The sequence below is a fragment of the Pseudomonas sp. G5001 genome (assembly GCF_013385475.1).
Taxonomy (GTDB): Bacteria; Pseudomonadota; Gammaproteobacteria; order Pseudomonadales; family Pseudomonadaceae; genus Aquipseudomonas.
This window is the reverse complement of the sequence record NZ_JACAPZ010000007.1, coordinates 30,098-48,326: the sequence shown is the minus strand read 5'-3', so window position 1 is coordinate 48,326 and position 18,229 is coordinate 30,098. Positions and strand designations below refer to the sequence as shown.

The following is an 18,229-nucleotide window of genomic DNA, read 5'->3' as shown; positions in this document are numbered from 1 at the left end:
AAGCCCGGCTCCCACATCCACCGCTGGTCTGCTAGGCTCCCGCCCTTCTTCGCCGCCCGTCATATGAGAACCCCCGCGTGCCCGACGCCATTTTGCGCCTCGCCCTGCCCTCGCCCCTGCGCCGCCTGTTCGATTATCGGGCCCCTGCCGGCGTATTGCGGTCGCAGTTGCAGCCCGGCATGCGCGTACGGGTACCGTTTGGCCGGCGGGAGATGATCGGCATCCTGGTGGAAGTCGCCGATCACAGCGAAGTGCCCGCCGAGAAGCTCAAGCCGGCCGTGGCCATCCTCGACAGCACGCCGCCGCTGCCGCCCGCGCTGTTCAAGCTGTGCCTGTGGACCTCGCAGTATTACCAGCACAGCCTCGGCGACACCCTGAGCTGGGCGCTGCCGGTGCTGTTGCGCCAGGGCGAACTGGCCGAGGCGCGCCAGGAGCGTTTCTGGTCGATGGTCCCGGGGGCGCACATGGACGACCCGCGCATCGCCCGCGCCCCGCGCCAGCGTGAAGCCCTGGCAACCCTGGCCCAGCATCCCCACGGCGTCGCCCATCAGCTTTTAAGCAAGCTGATGCTGAGCAAGGACAGCCTGGACTTGCTGCTGGCCAAGGGCCTGGTGCAGGTGGAGATCCGCAAGCACGCCCCCGGCGAGCGCCACGAACACTGGCTGGCCCAGCCGGAACTGCCGCTCAACCCCGAACAACGTGCCGCCTATGAAGCGATTCGCGCCGGTTTCGACAGTTTCCACGCGTTCCTGCTGGCGGGCGTCACCGGCAGCGGCAAGACCGAAGTCTATTTGCAACTGATCCGCGAAACCCTCGAAGCCGGCAAACAGGCACTGGTGCTGATCCCCGAGATCAACCTCGGCCCGCAAACCCTGGCGCGTTTCGAGCAGCGTTTCAACGCGCGCATCGCCCTGGTGCACTCGGCGGTCAACGACCGCGAGCGCCTGGAATCCTGGCTCGCCGCCCGGGACGGCGAGGCCGACATTATTATCGGCACCCGTTCGGCGCTGTTCACCCCGATGAAAAATCCCGGGCTGATCATCATCGACGAAGAACACGACGGCTCCTATAAACAGCAGGAAGGCCTGCGCTACCACGCCCGCGACCTGGCGCTGGTGCGCGCCCGCCAGGAAAACATCCCGATTGTGCTGGGCTCGGCCACGCCTTCCCTGGAAAGCCTGCACAACGCCTACACCGGGCGCTACGGCCTGCTGCGTCTCAATGAGCGGGCCGGCGGCGCCAAGCAGCCACGCTTCCTGCGCCTGGATGTAAAAAGTCGCCCGCTGGACAGCGGCATTTCCGGGCCGATGCAGCAAGCCATCGGGCAAACCCTCGCGGCGGGCCAGCAAGTGCTGGTGTTCCTCAACCGCCGGGGTTTTGCGCCGACGCTGCTGTGCCACGACTGCGGCTGGATGTCCGAGTGCAATCGCTGCGATGCGCGAATGACCGTGCACCAGCGCTCCGGCGAGTTGCGCTGCCATCACTGCGGCCATGTGGAGCGGGTGCCGCGGCACTGCCCGCAGTGCGGCAAAGTCGACTTGCGACCGGTGGGCGCGGGCACCGAGCGCGCCGAAGAACGACTGGGCATCCTGTTCCCGGATTACCCGGTGCTGCGGGTCGACCGCGACAGCACCTCGCGCAAGGACGCGATGAATCAGTTGTTCGCCACGATCCAGAAGGGCCAGCCGTGCATTCTGGTGGGCACGCAGATGCTTGCCAAAGGGCATCACTTCCCACGGGTGACCCTGGTGTCGATCCTGGATGCCGACGGCGGGCTGTTCTCCGGGGATTTTCGCGCCAGCGAGCGCATGGCGCAGTTGATCGTGCAGGTCGCAGGCCGGGCCGGGCGGGCCGAAGAGCCGGGCAAGGTGATCATCCAGACGCACCTGGCCGACCACCCGCTGCTGATTCAACTGACAGAACAAGGCTACTTTGCCTTCGCCGAACAGGCCTTGAGCGAGCGACGCTCGGCAGGTCTGCCACCGTTTACGCATCTGGCGCTGCTGCGGGCCGAAGCGCACAAGCCGGGGCAGGCCGAAGGTTTCCTGGATGAAGCGTGCAGCGAGGCTGAACGTTTGCTGGGGGAACTGGGTCTGACCGGCATCGAGCTATTGGGCCCGGTGCCAGCACCGATGGAACGCCGCGCCGGGCGTTACCGCGCCCAGCTACTTTTGCAAGCCAGCGCCCGCGCGCCGCTGCATCGTTTATTAAGCAGCTGGTTACTTGCGCTGGAGCAAATGCCCAGCGGGCGACAAGTGAGATGGTCGTTGGACGTAGACCCGGTAGATTTGTACTAACCCCCTGTGGCGAGGGAGCTTGCTCCCGCTGGGCTGCGTAGCAGCCCCAAAAAAGCCGGGAGCGCTACGCACTCCAGCGGGAGCAAGCTCCCTCGCCAGAGCAAGCTCCCTCGCCACAGGTTAATCGTCCGTCAAGGTCCCGCGAAGGTTGGCAAGCCCGCCCTCGCCACGGATAATGCCCAGTTTTTCCACCTGCGCATCGCGCGCCACCGCTTGCGGTCGAAAGAGAACACCATGAAAGACACCATTCGCCAGCTGATCCAACAAGCCCTCACCCAACTCGTCAACGAAGGTGTGTTGCCTGAAGGCCTGACGCCGGCGATCCAGGTGGAAAATACCCGCGACAAGACCCACGGTGATTTCGCCAGCAACATCGCGATGATGCTGGCCAAGCCGGCCGGCCTGAAGCCGCGCGACCTGGCGGAAAAAATCATCGCCGCGCTGCCGGCCGACCCGCAGGTAACCAAGGCTGAAATCGCCGGCCCAGGCTTCATCAACTTCTTCCAGAACACCCAGGCCCTGGCTTCGCGCCTGGACGCGGCCCTGGCCGACGCGAAAATCGGCGTGCGCAAGGCCGGCCCGGCACAGCGCGTGGCCATCGACCTGTCGGCACCGAACCTGGCCAAGGAAATGCACGTGGGCCACCTGCGCTCCACCATCATTGGCGACGGCGTGGCGCGGGTCCTGGAGTTCCTCGGCGACGACGTGATCCGCCAGAACCACGTGGGCGACTGGGGTACCCAGTTCGGCATGTTGATGGCCTATCTGCAGGAAAACCCGATCACCAGCAACGAGCTGTCGGACCTGGAGAACTTCTACCGCGCCGCCAAGAAGCGTTTCGACGAATCCGAAGAATTCGCCGACCGCGCCCGTGGCCTGGTGGTCAAGCTGCAAGCCGGCGATGCCGAATGCCTGGAACTGTGGGGCCGCTTCCGCGAGATCTCGCTGTCCCACTGCCAGGAAATCTACGAGCTGCTCAACGTCAAATTGACCATGGCCGACGTGATGGGCGAAAGCGCCTACAACGACGACCTGATCAACGTGGTCAACGACCTCAAGGCCAAGGGCCTGCTGGTTGAAAGCAACGGCGCGCAGTGCGTGTTCCTCGAAGAATTCAAGACCGCCGACGGCGACCCGCTGCCGGTGATCATCGTCAAGGCCGATGGCGGCTACCTCTACGCCACCACCGACCTCGCCGCCGTGCGCTACCGCAGCGGCGTGCTGAAAGCCGACCGTGCCCTGTATTTCGTTGACCAGCGCCAGGCCCTGCACTTCCAGCAAGTGTTCGAAGTGGCGCGCCGCGCCGGTTTCGTGACCCACCCGATGCAGATGGAACACATGGGCTTCGGCACCATGAACGGCGCCGATGGCCGCCCGTTCAAGACCCGTGACGGCGGCACCGTGAAGCTGATCGACCTGCTGAACGAAGCCCAGGACCGCGCCTACAACCTGGTGAAGGAAAAGAACCCGGAGCTGGCCGAAGCCGACCTGCGCAACATCGCCCGCGTCGTGGGGATTGGCGCGGTGAAATACGCCGACCTGTCCAAGCACCGCACCAGCGACTACAGCTTCAACTTCGAACTGATGCTCAACTTCGAAGGCAACACTGCGCCGTACCTGCTGTATGCCTACACGCGGGCGGCCGGTGTGTTCCGCAAGCTCGGCAAGGACTTCAGCGAAGTCGAAGGCCAGATCAACCTTGAGGCGCCACACGAGCAGGAACTGGCCGCCAAACTGGCGCAATTCGGCGAAGTGCTGAATAGCGTCGGCGAAAAAGGCACACCGCACATCCTCTGCACCTATTTGTACGAAGTCGCCGGTTTGTTCTCCAGCTTCTACGAGAACTGCCCGATCCTGACCGCAGACGACGAAGCCCAAAAGCAGAGCCGCCTGCGCCTCGCCGCACTGGCAGGACGGACCCTCAAGCAAGGCCTGGAATTGTTGGGCCTGGAAACTCTGGAGCGTATGTAAGTTGGCTGCCAAGAAAAAACCTGCACCCAAGCGCGGCGCCAGCCGCTACCAGGCACCGGCGAAGAAGCCTATTCCGGGCTGGTTGTGGATGGCCATCGGCCTGACGGTCGGCGCGTTTGTGGTGTTCCTGATGAAGCTCGACCCGGGCAAGGGCGATGACGTCAAACGGGTCAAGCAAGAACAGCAGAAGGCCACGAAAATGGCCGAGGCGAACAAGACACCGCCTAGCCCGACTGCGCCGGTGAAGCCGAAATACGACTTCTACACGCTGCTGCCGGAATCGGAAGTGATCGTGCCGCCGGACGCCGTGCCGGAGAAAACCCTGCCGACGCCGCAGCCGGTGCCGACTACGCCGGTTACCCCGGCGGAAGCAGCGAAGATCGACACGGCCCGGGCCCAGGCTGCGCTGGCCGGAATTACCCCGCCGCCACCGCCGCCGGTCGCCACCACCAAGGCCGCGCCCGTGACCAAGTTCTTCCTGCAGGCGGGCTCGTTCCCGAAACAGGCGGATGCGGACCGGGTACGCGCGCAGATTATTTTGCTGGGGCAGGCGGTGACGGTGGAGTCCGGGACGGTTAAGGATGCGACCTGGTATCGCGTGCTGGTGGGGCCGTTCAGCAACCGTGAACAGCTGACCGTGGCGCAGAAGCAACTGGCCGGCGCCGGGTTTAGCAACCTGTTGTTACAACAACGCCAGAGCCGCTGATTCCGGAAACAGCATCGGGTTAATGTGGGAGCGGGCTTGCTCGCGAATGCGGTAGATCAGTCAATATTTTAGGTGACTGACACACCGCATTCGCGAGCAAGCCCGCTCCCACATTTGATTTTCATCGCCCTCAGGACCGGGTCCGACACATAAACACCACTCGTCCGCCCTCCCGTCCTACAGTTGAAATCCCCCCCGCCACCCCCATATGAGTTCCATCAGGGCATTTTCGCCCCGCAGCGTGGAGACTCTCCCCTTGACCACCATCGTTTCAGTTCGCCGCCACGGCAAAGTCGTCATGGGCGGCGACGGCCAGGTTTCACTTGGCAATACCGTGATGAAAGGCAACGCGAAAAAAGTCCGTCGCCTGTACCACGGCCAGGTCCTCGCCGGTTTCGCCGGCGCCACCGCTGACGCCTTTACCCTGTTCGAGCGCTTTGAAGGCCAACTTGAGAAGCACCAGGGCCATCTGGTCCGTGCCGCCGTCGAGCTCGCCAAAGAATGGCGCACCGATCGCTCACTCAGCCGCCTGGAAGCCATGCTGGCCGTCGCCAACAAAGACGCCTCGCTGATCATCACCGGCAACGGCGACGTGGTTGAACCCGAAGAAGGCCTGATCGCCATGGGCTCCGGCGGCGGCTACGCACAAGCGGCGGCCAGCGCCCTGCTGAAGAAAACCGACCTGTCGGCCCGGGAAATCGTCGAGACTGCCCTGGGTATCGCTGGCGACATCTGTGTCTTCACCAACCACAACCTGACCATTGAGGAGCAGGACCTCGCCGAATAAGCCGCAGGCTTATTCCCGCTTGAGGACCGCCAATTACTATGTCCATGACTCCCCGCGAAATCGTCCATGAACTCAATCGCCATATCATCGGCCAGGACGATGCCAAGCGCGCCGTTGCCATCGCCCTGCGTAACCGCTGGCGCCGGATGCAACTGCCCGAAGAATTGCGCGTTGAAGTAACCCCCAAGAACATCCTGATGATCGGCCCGACCGGTGTCGGTAAAACCGAGATCGCCCGGCGCCTGGCCAAGCTGGCCAATGCTCCGTTCATCAAGGTCGAAGCCACCAAGTTCACCGAAGTGGGCTACGTGGGCCGTGACGTCGAGTCGATCATTCGTGACCTGGCCGACGCGGCCCTGAAGCTGCTGCGCGAACAGGAAATGACCAAGGTCAGCCATCGCGCCGAAGACGCCGCCGAAGAACGCATCCTCGACGCCCTGCTGCCACCGGCACGCATGGGCTTCAACGAAGACGCCGCACCGAGCTCGGATTCCAACACCCGCCAGCTGTTCCGCAAGCGCCTGCGTGAAGGCCAGCTGGACGACAAGGAAATCGAGATCGAAGTCGCCGAAGTGTCCGGCGTCGACATCTCCGCACCGCCTGGCATGGAAGAAATGACCAGCCAGTTGCAGAACCTGTTCGCCAACATGGGCAAGGGCAAGAAGAAAAGCCGCAAGCTCAAGGTGAAGGAAGCGCTGAAACTGGTGCGTGACGAAGAAGCCGGGCGCCTGGTGAATGAGGAAGAACTCAAGGCCAAGGCCCTGGAAGCGGTCGAGCAGCACGGCATCGTGTTTATCGACGAGATCGACAAGGTGGCCAAGCGCGGCAATTCCGGCGGCGTCGACGTGTCCCGCGAAGGCGTGCAGCGCGACCTGCTGCCGCTGATCGAAGGCTGCACCGTCAACACCAAGCTGGGCATGGTCAAGACCGACCACATCCTGTTTATCGCGTCCGGTGCGTTCCACCTGAGCAAGCCAAGCGACCTGGTGCCGGAGCTGCAAGGCCGCCTGCCGATTCGCGTTGAACTGAAAGCGCTGACGCCGGGCGACTTCGAACGCATCCTCAGCGAGCCCCACGCGTCGCTGACCGAGCAATACCGCGAGCTGCTGAAAACCGAAGGCCTGGGGATTGAGTTCCTGCCGGACGGTATCAAGCGTTTGGCGGAGATTGCCTGGCAGGTCAACGAGAAGACCGAGAACATCGGTGCCCGTCGCTTGCACACCCTGCTTGAGCGCCTGCTGGAGGAAGTGTCCTTCAGTGCCGGCGACATGGCGGGTGCGCAGAATGGCGAAGCAATCAAGATCGACGCCGACTACGTCAACAGCCACCTGGGTGAATTGGCGCAGAACGAAGATCTGTCTCGTTATATCCTGTAAGCCTCACGCAGGAACCGCTCTGCTTTAATGTGGGAGCGGGCTTGCTCGCGAATGCGGTGGGTCAGTCACAATTGCATGAACTGACCCACCGCATTCGCGAGCAAGCCCGCTCCCACAGTTTAAAGCCGGTTCCTTCAGGATCATCTCTGAGCGGTTCCCCAAATGACCAAACTGCCTACCGCCATCAACCTGCACAAAGCCTCCAAGACCCTGGGCCTCACCTACGGTCCCGACGAGGTGTATCAACTGCCCGCCGAATTCCTTCGCGTGCACTCCCCCTCCGCCGAGGTCCAGGGCCACGGCAAACCGATCCTGCAATTCGGCAAGCTCAATGTCGGCTTGACCAAGCTCGAACCCGCCGGCCAATACGCACTGAAATTGACCTTCGACGATGGCCATGACAGCGGATTGTTCACCTGGGACTACCTCTATCAACTTGCCGTGCGTCAGGACGCGCTGTGGGCTGACTATCTTGCCGAGCTGAAAGCCGCCGGAAAAACCCGCGACCCGAGCCAGTCGGTCGTGCGGCTGATGCTCTAGCCCAGGCCTCTTGCTCATTAGTGGGCATTTTCTAATTCCATCTGCTTGAATGCCCCTCTGTCGTGGCCAACGATTGGCCCGCTTGCGAAAAAAATTAAACTCGGGTAACCAATGGAACTGGCAAGTTCCCTGCATTTGACGATGCGGTATTAACGGTCACCCGAGCAGTAGTACCAGGCTGTGCTGTGTGGCAAGTAGTGGTACACAGCGGTACCCGGTACTCGTCTGTCGGACAATGGAGCGTCGTAGATGAGTAACAAGAACAACGATGACTTGAAACGCCAGGCCTCGGAAAACACCCTGGGGCTGAACCCGATCATCGCGTTACGGAAAAAGGATTTACTGGCATCCGCTCGGATGGTGCTGACCCAGGCCATCAAACAACCGTTGCACAGCGTCAAGCATGTCGCCCATTTCGGCGTCGAATTGAAGAACGTGGTGTTCGGCAAATCACAGCTGACACCCGAGGCCGACGACCGTCGTTTCAACGACCCGGCGTGGACCCAGAACCCGCTCTACAAACGTTACCTGCAAACCTACCTGGCGTGGCGCAAGGAGCTGCACGACTGGATCGGTGACAGCAACCTGTCGGAACACGACATCAGCCGCGGCCACTTCGTCATCAACCTGATGACCGAGGCCATGGCGCCCACCAACAGCGCGGCCAACCCGGCGGCGGTCAAACGCTTCTTTGAAACCGGCGGCAAGAGCCTGCTGGATGGCCTGTCCCACCTGGCCAAGGACATGGTGCACAACGGCGGCATGCCGAGCCAGGTCAACATGGGCGCCTTTGAAGTGGGCAAGAGCCTGGGCACCACCGAAGGCGCCGTGGTGTTTCGCAACGATGTGCTGGAACTGATCCAGTACCGGCCGATCACCGAGCAGGTGCACGAACGCCCGCTGCTGGTGGTGCCGCCGCAGATCAACAAGTTCTATGTATTCGACCTGAGCCCGGACAAGAGCCTGGCGCGCTTCTGCCTGCGCAATAACCAGCAGACGTTTATCGTCAGTTGGCGCAACCCGACCAAGGCCCAGCGCGAGTGGGGCCTGTCGACCTACATCGAGGCGCTGAAAGAAGCGGTCGATGTGGTGAGCGCGATCACCGGCAGCAAGGACATCAACATGCTCGGCGCCTGCTCCGGCGGCATCACCTGCACCGCCCTGCTGGGCCACTACGCGGCGCTGGGCGAGAAGAAGGTCAACGCCCTGACCCTGTTGGTGAGCGTGCTGGACACCACCCTGGACACCCAGGTGGCGTTGTTCGTCGACGAACAGACCCTGGAAGCGGCCAAGCGCCATTCCTACCAGGCCGGTGTGCTGGAAGGCCGCGACATGGCCAAGGTGTTTGCCTGGATGCGCCCCAATGACCTGATCTGGAACTACTGGGTCAACAACTACCTGCTGGGCAACGAGCCACCGGTGTTCGACATCCTGTTCTGGAACAACGACACCACCCGCTTGCCGGCCGCGTTCCATGGCGACCTGATCGAACTGTTCAAGAACAATCCCTTGGTGCGCGCCAATGCCCTGGAAGTGTGCGGCACGCCGATCGACCTGAAGCAGGTCACTGCCGATATTTATTCTTTGGCCGGCACCAACGACCACATCACACCGTGGCAGTCCTGCTACAAGTCGGCGCAGCTGTTTGGCGGCAAGGTGGAGTTTGTGCTGTCCAGCAGCGGGCATATCCAGAGCATTCTGAACCCGCCGGGCAATCCCAAATCGCGTTACCAGACCAGCGATACGATGCCGGGCAAGGCCCTGGACTGGCAGGAGAACGCCACCAAGCACACCGATTCGTGGTGGTTGCATTGGCAGGCGTGGCAGGCGGAGCGGTCGGGCAAGTTGAAGAAGGCGCCTGCGAACCTGGGCAACAAGACTTATGCAGCGGCGGAAGCGGCGCCGGGCACTTATGTACATGAACGATAAAGCACACACACTTTTGTGACTGGAACGGTATCAACTGTGGGAGCGGGCTTGCTCGCGAAGGGGGTGTGTCAGTTGATGCATCTAGAGACGGATTCACCGCCTTCGCGAGCAAGCCCGCTCCCACACTGACCGAGTTCCGACAGGGAATAGCGCGCCATTTTGCAGGGTAAGCCCATGCCGCAACCGTTCATCTTCCGTACCATCGACCTGGATGGCCAAGCCATCCGCACGGCGGTACGCCCGGGCAAGCCTCACTTGACGCCGCTGCTGATTTTCAACGGCATCGGCGCCAACCTTGAGCTGGTGTTTCCGTTCGTCCAGGCCCTGGACCCGGACCTGGAAGTGATTGCCTTTGATGTGCCAGGCGTCGGCGGATCGTCGACCCCCAGCCGGCCTTATCGCTTTCCCGGCCTGGCCAAACTCACCGCGCGCATGCTCGACTACCTGGACTATGGCCAGGTCAACGCGGTGGGCGTTTCCTGGGGCGGCGCGCTGGCGCAGCAGTTCGCCTATGACTATCCGGAACGCTGCAAGAAGCTGATTCTGGCCGCCACCGCCGCCGGTGCCTTCATGGTGCCGGGCAAGCCGAAGGTCTTGTGGCTGATGGCCAGCCCCCGGCGTTATATCCAACCGTCCCACGTGGTGCGCATTGCACCGATGATCTACGGCGGCTCCTTCCGTCGGGATTCGAAACTGGCCGCCGAACACGCGAGCAAAGTGCGTTCGGCGGGCAAGCTGGGTTACTACTGGCAACTGTTCGCCGGGCTTGGCTGGACCAGCATCCACTGGCTGCACAAGATCAAGCAGCCGACCCTGGTGCTGGCCGGCGACGACGACCCGCTGATCCCGCTGATCAACATGCGCATGCTGGCCTGGCGCATTCCCAACGCCCAATTGCACATCATCGACGACGGCCATCTGTTCCTGATTACCCGGGCCGAGGCCGTGGCGCCGATCATCATGAAGTTTCTCCAGGAGGAACGCCTGAGGGCGGTGATTCACCCGCAACCCGCACTTTAGACGGCGGCGGTCAGGACGACCGCGCCGCGCAACTTGGCCAGAACCGACTATGGTTCTGAATTGGCGTGCTTGTTGATGGCTTGACGAAGGAGTGTTGGCGCATGCGAGAAAGACCCGTATCGAACCCGGTGCCCACACCCGCCGCGTTCATCAATATTGAAAGTGCGATCACCGGCCTGCGCGGCCGGGATTTGCTCTCGACCCTGCGCAGCGTCGCCGCACACGGCCTGCGCAATCCGGTGCACACCGCCCGCCACGCCTTGAAGTTGGGCGGGCAATTGGGCCGCGTGCTGCTCGGGGAAACTGTGCACGAGCCGAACCCGAAGGACAACCGCTTCGCCGACCCGACCTGGCAGCTCAACCCGTTTTATCGGCGCAGCCTGCAAGCCTACCTGAGCTGGCAAAAACAGACCCGCCACTGGATCGACGACAGCAACCTCAGCGCCGACGACCGGGCCCGGGCGCACTTTGCCTTTGCCCTGCTCAACGATGCGGTGTCGCCATCCAACACCCTGCTCAACCCGCTGGCGATCAAGGAGCTGCTCAACTCCGGCGGCAACAGCGTGGTGCGTGGCGTCAGCAACCTGTTCGACGACCTGCTGCACAACAACGGCTTGCCGCGCCAGGTCACCAAGCAGGCCTTTGAAGTCGGCAAGACGGTGGCCACCACACCCGGTTCGGTGGTGTTTCGCAATGAACTGCTGGAGCTGATCCAGTACAAGCCCATGAGCGAAAAACAGTACGCCAAGCCGCTGCTGGTGGTGCCGCCGCAAATCAACAAGTACTACATTTTCGACCTGAGCCCGAACAACAGCTTCGTCCAGTTCGCCCTGAAAAATGGCCTGCAAGTGTTTATGGTCAGCTGGCGCAACCCGGATGTACGCCACCGCGAATGGGGCTTGTCCACCTACGTTGCGGCTTTGGAAGAAGCGCTGAACGTAACCCGCGCAATCACCGGCGCCCGTGAGGTCAACCTGATGGGCGCCTGCGCCGGTGGCCTGACCATCGCCGCGCTGCAAGGCCATCTGCAGGCCAAGCGCCAGCTGCGCCGCATCTCCAGCGCCAGCTACCTGGTGAGCCTGCTGGACAGCCAGATCGACAGCCCCGCCACCCTGTTCGCCGACGAACAGACGCTGGAAGCCGCCAAGCGCCGCTCCTACCAACAAGGCGTACTCGACGGCCGGGACATGGCCAAGGTATTCGCCTGGATGCGTCCCAACGACCTGATCTGGAACTACTGGATCAACAATTACCTGCTGGGCAAGGAACCGCCGGCCTTCGACATCCTGTACTGGAACAACGACAACACCCGCCTGCCCGCCGCGCTGCATGGCGACTTGCTGGACTTCTTCAAGCACAACCCGCTGAGCCACCCCGGCGGCCTGGAGGTGTGCGGCACGCCTGTCGACTTGCAGAAGGTCACGGTGGACAGCTTCAGCGTGGGCGGCATCAACGACCACATCACGCCGTGGGACGCGGTGTACCGCTCCACCCAGCTGCTGGGCGGCGACAAGCGCTTCATTCTGTCCAACAGCGGGCATGTCCAGAGCATCCTCAACCCGCCGGGCAACCCCAAGGCCAACTACGTCGAGAACCTCAAGCTGAGCAGCGACCCGCGCGCCTGGTACTACGACGCCAATCATGTCGAGGGCAGCTGGTGGCCCAACTGGCTGGCGTGGATCCAGCAGCGCTCCGGTGTGCAGCGCGAAACACTGACCGCCCTGGGCAACCAGAATTACCCACCGATGGAAGCGGCGCCGGGCACCTATGTGCGAGTCCGCTGAGCCCCACGACGACTTTAAGAAGACTGGATGAAGACCCGCGACCGTATCCTTGAATGTGCCTTGCAGTTGTTCAACCACAAGGGCGAGCCGAACGTGTCGACCATGGAGGTGGCCAATGAAATGGGGATCAGCCCCGGCAATCTCTATTACCACTTCCATGGCAAGGAACCGTTGGTGCTCGGTCTGTTCGAGCGCTTTCAAAACGAATTGGCGCCGTTGCTCGATCCGCCGGAAGACGCACAACTGGCGGCCGAGGATTACTGGCTGTTCCTGCACCTGATCGTGGAGCGCATGGCGCACTATCGGTTTCTGTTCCAGGACCTGTCGAACCTGGCGGGCCGCTTGCCGAAACTGGCCAAGGGCATCCGCAACCTGCTGACGGCGCTCAAGCGCACGCTGGCCTCGTTGCTGGCCCGCCTCAAGACGGATGGGCAACTGGTCAGTGAAACCCAGGCGCTGGGGCAGTTGGTGGAACAGATCACCATGACCTTGCTGTTTTCCCTGGACTACCAGCGGATTCTCGACCGAGCAGGTGAGGTGCGGGTGGTGGTGTACCAGATCATGATGCTGGTGGCCCCGCATCTGCTGATGCCGGCGAGGCTGGCGACAGAGAGGTTGGCGCTGCGCTACCTGGACGACGCGGACTAAAATGTGGGAGCGGGCTTGCTCGCGAAAGCGGAGTGTCAGTCAATACATGTGTGACTGATCCACCGCTTTCGCGAGCAAGCCCGCTCCCACATTGGATTTGTGTTGTTCTGTAGATTCCATAAAAAACGCCCGACCTTCGCAGGCCGGGCGTTTTTATGTGTCCCGTAAAAATCAGGACTGACTGGTAGGCGTCGGGCTTGCCGGCGTTGCAGTCGGGGTAGCAGCAGGCGTCGGTGGCGTGACCGAGTTGGTCGCCGGCGCTGCAGTTGCAGGCTTGGCCGCTACCGCTGGCTTCGGCGCTGCTGGCTTTTTGGCTACGGCAGGCTTCTTCGCCGCAGCCGGTTTTGCAGCTGGCTTGGCCGCTGCAGGTTTTGCAGCCGCAGGCTTGGCGGCGGGTTTGGCAGCAACCGGCTTGGCTGCAGGTTTCGCAGCGGCTGGCTTGGCAGCAGCAGGTTTGGCGGCAGCGGTTTTCGCCGCTGGCTTGGCTGCTGCTTTTGCTGCCGGCTTGGCTGCAGGTTTCGCCGCAGGTTTTGCAGCTGCTTTAGCGGCCACTGGTTTAGCGGCAGGCTTGGCGGCCGGTTTAGCCGCTGCGGTTTTCGCCGCAGGCTTGGCAGCCGGTTTTGCAGCAGCTTTGGCCGGCGCCTTGGCGGCGGGCTTGGCTGCCGGTTTGGCGGCGGCCTTGACCAGCGGTTTAGCGGCGGTTTTAGCAGCAGGCTTGGCCGCTGCAGTTTTCGCCGCAGGCTTGGCAGCCGGTTTAGCCGCTGCAGTTTTAGCCGCAACTGGCGCAGCTTTGAGGCCGGTGAGTTTTTCGATTTGCCTGGTCAAGGTATCGACCTTGCTGTGCAGCGCTTTCACTTCAGTACGGCTAGGTACGCCCAGTCGCGAAATGGCACTGTTCAGGCGCTTGTCAAAAGCCCCTTCCAGTTCGCCCCACTTGTCGCTGATACGTGATTTGGCAGAACCGGCGGAAGCCTTTGCCGCATCGACTTGTTTACCCACTGTGCTCTTGGTCAACTTCTCGGCCTTCTCGCCGTCTTTAACCAAAGTCTCGAAGTATTTACCGCCGTCACTGCTCACCTTCGAGTACACGCCTAAACCGGCCAGCCAGATCTTGCGGGAGTATTTTTCAACTTCCCCGATCCACGAGCTGCCTTCTTTATCAGTAGTCTTTTTACCAGCCATCCCGTTGTCTCCTTAGTGTTTACGCGCGACACGTTCGAGCAATGCCGTCAGCTCATCGAGCTTAGCAGAGAGTGTCTCCACGTCATGTTTAGACGGAATGCCGATCCGATTCAAGGCACTTCCAACACGACTATCAAAAGCGCTTTCAACTTTATCCAGTTGCACTTCGACTCGACCTTTGACGCCGAAGACTTCGCTCTTGACTTGATCAATCTGACTGTTGGCTGCATCAAGTTGTTCAATCACAACTTTTTTGCCTTTAGTTTCAACATGTTGACCAGTCTTAACCAGCTCTTTGAAGTACTCGGCGCCCTCGCTTCCGACCTTGGCGTAAGCCCCCAAACCGGCCAGCCAGATCTTGCGGGCATAGGATTTAACGTCAGTCAGGGCGTTAGTTCCGGTAGCAATTTTTTTCTTCAAAATAACTTTGGCCATGGTGCACCTCACGCATAAAGGGGGGAGGAACTGCCCACAGAAGTTGGGGGCTTGGGCACAAAGTAGGCAGAAAAATTAGAATCGGCACCCTAAGAAGGTCGCAAATCAGGCCAGGGCTTTATCCAGTGCCTTCTCGATTTCGGACTTGATGGTGCCACTCATGGCCGACATCAACAGGCCCAGTTCGACTTCAATCCGCAGGGAATCTTCCGCCACTTTCACGGTGCCTTTAACGCCCGAACGTTTGAGGTTCAGTGTGTCGCCGGCCCAGGAAGACTCCAGGCCATATTGCTCCTTGAGTTTGCTCGCCAACTTGTCGGCTTTTACTCGGGCAGCGTCTTTGCCCAGTGTGTGGGCACGTTCAACCTGTATACGGGCCATTTGAATGACTCCTCGTTATAGAGACTTGTCGACCCGCCATGCGGCAAAAGGTCTCGGTGACCACCTATCTTACCTTCAGCCTTGCCAAGACAAAGCATGCCTTGGGGATTAGAATGCCCCCATTCTCTTTTGGTGACAGCGATATGACTGATCAGCGCAAAGGCAGCGATGCCGAACCCACCACTCACTTCGGCTTCAAGAACGTCCCGGAAAGCCAGAAAGCGGAAAAAGTCGCCGAGGTGTTCCACTCGGTCGCCGCCAAGTACGACTTGATGAACGACGTGCTCTCCGGCGGCATGCACCGTCTGTGGAAGCGCTTCACCATTGAGTTGTCGGGTGTACGCACCGGCAACCGTGTGCTGGATATCGCAGGCGGCACGGGCGACCTGGCCGCCAAGTTCTCCAAGCTGGTGGGCCCCACCGGGCAGGTGGTACTGGCCGACATCAACGGCTCGATGCTTAAGGTCGGTCGTGATCGCCTGCTGGACAAAGGTGTGGCGGGCAATATCGAGTTCGTCCAGGCCGACGCTGAAAAGCTGCCGTTCCCGGACAACCACTTCGACTGCGTGACCATCGCCTTCGGCCTGCGTAACGTGACCCACAAGGAAGACGCACTGCGCTCGATGCTGCGCGTACTCAAGCCCGGCGGTCGCCTGCTGGTGCTGGAGTTCTCCAAGCCGACCAACGCACTGATGTCCAAGGTCTACGACACCTACTCGTTCGCCTTCATGCCGTTGATGGGCAAGCTGATCACCAATGACGCCGAAAGCTACCGCTACCTGGCCGAATCGATCCGCATGCACCCGAACCAGGAAACCCTGAAGTCGATGATGGTAGAGGCCGGTTTCGACCGCGTGACCTACCACAACATGACCTCGGGCATCGTCGCCCTGCACCGCGGCATCAAGCCCTGATGCTGTTCGCAGGCCTTCTCGCCAGCGTCGAACACGGCCTCAACCGTGTACTGCGCCTGGACAGCACCGCCCTGGCACGGCTGGCGCACCTGAACGGCAGGATCATCGCCGTCGACTGCACCAGCCCCGCCTTGCAGCTGTTTATCCTGCCAAGCGATGAAGGCCTGTTGCTGGCGTCCCACTGGGCCGCCGACGCCGACTGCACCCTGCGTGCTTCCGGCTCAAGCCTGCTGCGCCTGGCCCTGAGCCGGGACAAGACGGCGATCCTCCACGGCCCGGACGTGGAACTTGAAGGCGACAGCGCGGTGCTGATGGACCTGGCCGCCGTGCTGCAAGACCTGGAACTGGACTGGGAATACGAGCTGTCACGCTGGCTCGGCCCGGTGGCCACCCAACTGATCAGCGGTCATCTGCGCAGCCGCACGCGCTGGTACCAGCAGGGTTTCGCCAGCCTGAACCAGAACCTCGCCGAATACCTGAGCGAAGAATCGCGCACCCTGGTCGGACAACGGGAAGCGGAAGCGCGCTTTCGCGAACTCGACCAGGCCAAACTCGACCTGGAACGACTTGAGGCGCGCTTCGAGCGCCTGAGCCGCTCCCTTGATTCAAGCGATAACGCATGAAGCTGCTCGCCGTCCGCCGTTTGTTTCGTATCCAGCGCGTCGTAATCCGCTACCGCCTCGATGACCTGCTGTTCGCCCTGCCGCTGCCGTGGTTTCTGCTGGCGGTGCGCTATGTGCTGCCGTGGCGCTGGTTCCCGCGCAAGACCCTCGAGCTGAGCCGTGGCGCGCGCCTGCGCCTGGCGTTGCAGGACCTGGGGCCGATCTTCATCAAGTTCGGGCAGATCCTCTCCACCCGCCGCGACCTGTTGCCCGAAGACATCGCCGACGAACTGATGCTGTTGCAGGACCGCGTGCCGCCGTTCGACTCGCAACTGGCAGTCACGCTGATTGAAGAACAGCTGGGCAAGAAGATCAGCGAAGTCTTCAGCCGCTTCGACATCGCGCCGCTGGCCTCGGCCTCGGTGGCCCAGGTGCATGCCGCGCAACTGAAAAGCGGCGAAGAAGTGGTGGTGAAGGTGATCCGCCCGGGCCTCAAGCCGATCATCGGCCAGGACCTGGCGTGGCTGTTCATCCTTGCCCGCGCCGCCGAGCGCTTTTCTGCCGATGCACGCCTGCTGCACCCGGTGGACGTGGTGCTGGACTACGAAAAAACCATCTACGACGAACTCGACCTGCTGCGCGAAGCGGCCAATGCCAGCCAGCTCAAGCGCAACTTCGAAGGCTCGCAGCTGCTGTACGTGCCGCAAGTCTATTGGGACTGGTGCCGCCCGAAAGTGCTGGTGATGGAACGCATCTACGGCGTGCAGGTCACCGACCTGGCGACCCTGGCCGACCAGCGCACCGACATGAAGATGCTTGCCGAGCGCGGCGTGGAGATTTTCTTCACCCAGGTGTTCCGCGACAGCTTCTTCCACGCCGACATGCACCCCGGCAACATTTTCGTCAGCACCGTGAACCCGTGGAGCCCGCAGTACATTGCGATCGACTGCGGCATCGTCGGCAGCCTGACCCCGGAAGACCAGGATTACCTGGCGCGCAACCTGTTCGCTTTCTTCAAGCGTGACTACCGCCGCGTGGCGCAGTTGCACATCGATTCGGGCTGGGTGCCGGCCGAAACCAAGCTCAACGAATTCGAAGCGGCGATCCGCACTGTGTGCGAGCCGATCTTTGAAAAACCGTTAAAGGATATTTCCTTCGGTCAGGTGCTGATGCGTCTGTTCCAGACGGCGCGGCGCTTCAATATGGAAGTGCAGCCGCAGTTGGTACTGTTGCAAAAGACCCTGCTGAACATCGAAGGCCTGGGCCGTCAGCTGTACCCGGACCTCGACCTGTGGAACACCGCCCAGCCGTTCCTCGAGCGCTGGATGCGGGACCGTATCAGCCCGAAAACCCTGCTGGGCAACCTGCAAAGCCAGGTCGAGCAACTGCCGCACCTGGCCAACATGACCCGCGACCTGCTGGAGCGCATGTCCCAGCCCCACGCCAAGGACCCGGCACCGCCGTGGCACAAGCGCAAGGACGACTGGTTCCTGCGCCTACTGGGCGCCGCGCACCTGGTGGGCGGTACGATACTGGCCGCTGGCGGGCCGCTGAATGAACTGGGCCACTGGCCGGCCGGCATCATGGTCGCGGTGGGCGTGTATCTGATCGTGCGTCGATAGCCAATCCGGTTATACACTGTCGCAAATTGCCGGAG

Annotated in this window: 16 protein-coding genes; 13 read left to right on the top strand and 3 right to left on the bottom strand. The window is 61.8% G+C overall.

From position 1 onward, the window contains the following. Positions 1-77: 77 nt before the first annotated feature. The 10 genes from HX805_RS06185 (at position 78) to HX805_RS06140 (ending at position 13,058) form a co-directional block, all read left to right on the top strand. Positions 78-2,297 carry a primosomal protein N' gene (locus HX805_RS06185; protein WP_177116702.1) on the top strand — a complete coding sequence of 740 codons (2,220 nt, stop codon included), beginning with the start codon at positions 78-80 and terminating at the stop codon, positions 2,295-2,297. Between the two features lie 234 nt (positions 2,298-2,531). Then, complete coding sequence (argS, locus tag HX805_RS06180; protein WP_177116701.1) at positions 2,532-4,268, top strand: arginine--tRNA ligase; 1,737 nt, start codon at positions 2,532-2,534, stop codon at positions 4,266-4,268. Position 4,269: 1 nt separating this feature from the next. Next, positions 4,270-4,974 (top strand): SPOR domain-containing protein, encoded by a 705-nt coding sequence (locus tag HX805_RS06175; protein WP_003209324.1) that lies wholly within the window; start codon positions 4,270-4,272, stop codon positions 4,972-4,974. A gap of 256 nt (positions 4,975-5,230) precedes the next feature. Then, a complete protein-coding gene (hslV, locus tag HX805_RS06170; RefSeq protein ID WP_003209323.1) occupies positions 5,231-5,761 on the top strand; it encodes an ATP-dependent protease subunit HslV in 531 nt (176 codons plus the stop codon). A gap of 38 nt (positions 5,762-5,799) precedes the next feature. After that, a complete protein-coding gene (gene hslU / locus HX805_RS06165) occupies positions 5,800-7,137 on the top strand; it encodes an ATP-dependent protease ATPase subunit HslU (protein ID WP_008439258.1) in 1,338 nt (445 codons plus the stop codon). A gap of 162 nt (positions 7,138-7,299) precedes the next feature. Then, positions 7,300-7,677: a gamma-butyrobetaine hydroxylase-like domain-containing protein gene (locus HX805_RS06160; RefSeq protein ID WP_177116700.1), complete on the top strand. Its 378-nt coding sequence runs from the start codon at positions 7,300-7,302 to the stop codon at positions 7,675-7,677. A 249-nt stretch (positions 7,678-7,926) separates the two neighbouring features. Next, positions 7,927-9,606 (top strand): class II poly(R)-hydroxyalkanoic acid synthase, encoded by a 1,680-nt coding sequence (gene phaC, locus HX805_RS06155; RefSeq protein ID WP_003209318.1) that lies wholly within the window; start codon positions 7,927-7,929, stop codon positions 9,604-9,606. Between the two features lie 174 nt (positions 9,607-9,780). Further along, entirely contained in the window at positions 9,781-10,626 is an 846-nt protein-coding gene (gene phaZ / locus HX805_RS06150; RefSeq protein WP_003209316.1) for a poly(3-hydroxyalkanoate) depolymerase, read from the top strand. A gap of 101 nt (positions 10,627-10,727) precedes the next feature. Then, a complete protein-coding gene (phaC, locus tag HX805_RS06145) occupies positions 10,728-12,410 on the top strand; it encodes a class II poly(R)-hydroxyalkanoic acid synthase (protein WP_177116699.1) in 1,683 nt (560 codons plus the stop codon). A gap of 27 nt (positions 12,411-12,437) precedes the next feature. Continuing rightward, the gene (locus HX805_RS06140; protein ID WP_008439270.1) at positions 12,438-13,058 is read left to right on the top strand and encodes a TetR/AcrR family transcriptional regulator; all 621 of its coding nucleotides are present in this window, start codon (positions 12,438-12,440) and stop codon (positions 13,056-13,058) included. Between the two features lie 171 nt (positions 13,059-13,229). Here the strand turns inward: HX805_RS06140 and HX805_RS06135 are convergent, their stop codons facing one another. The 3 genes from HX805_RS06135 to HX805_RS06125 form a co-directional block, all read right to left on the bottom strand. Further along, positions 13,230-14,240: a phasin family protein gene (locus HX805_RS06135; RefSeq protein WP_102367937.1), complete on the bottom strand. Its 1,011-nt coding sequence runs from the start codon at positions 14,238-14,240 to the stop codon at positions 13,230-13,232. A 12-nt stretch (positions 14,241-14,252) separates the two neighbouring features. Further along, positions 14,253-14,675, bottom strand: coding sequence for a phasin family protein (locus tag HX805_RS06130; RefSeq protein ID WP_134325603.1), 423 nt, complete (start codon positions 14,673-14,675; stop codon positions 14,253-14,255). Positions 14,676-14,780: 105 nt separating this feature from the next. Beyond that, on the bottom strand, positions 14,781-15,056 hold the full coding sequence (locus HX805_RS06125) for a polyhydroxyalkanoic acid system family protein (protein WP_177116698.1): 276 nt from the start codon (positions 15,054-15,056) through the stop codon (positions 14,781-14,783). 143 nt (positions 15,057-15,199) lie between these two features. On the opposite strand from HX805_RS06125, the gene ubiE reads away from it, so the two are divergent. The 3 genes from ubiE to ubiB are packed head-to-tail and all read left to right on the top strand — an operon-like array spanning position 15,200 to position 18,194. Then, positions 15,200-15,970 (top strand): bifunctional demethylmenaquinone methyltransferase/2-methoxy-6-polyprenyl-1,4-benzoquinol methylase UbiE, encoded by a 771-nt coding sequence (gene ubiE, locus HX805_RS06120; RefSeq protein WP_003209306.1) that lies wholly within the window; start codon positions 15,200-15,202, stop codon positions 15,968-15,970. Continuing rightward, positions 15,970-16,593 (top strand): SCP2 domain-containing protein, encoded by a 624-nt coding sequence (locus tag HX805_RS06115; RefSeq protein WP_003209304.1) that lies wholly within the window; start codon positions 15,970-15,972, stop codon positions 16,591-16,593. The genes ubiE and HX805_RS06115 overlap by 1 nt, the downstream gene beginning before the upstream one ends. Then, positions 16,590-18,194 carry a ubiquinone biosynthesis regulatory protein kinase UbiB gene (gene ubiB / locus HX805_RS06110; protein ID WP_003209302.1) on the top strand — a complete coding sequence of 535 codons (1,605 nt, stop codon included), beginning with the start codon at positions 16,590-16,592 and terminating at the stop codon, positions 18,192-18,194. The genes HX805_RS06115 and ubiB overlap by 4 nt, the downstream gene beginning before the upstream one ends. Positions 18,195-18,229: the final 35 nt, after the last annotated feature.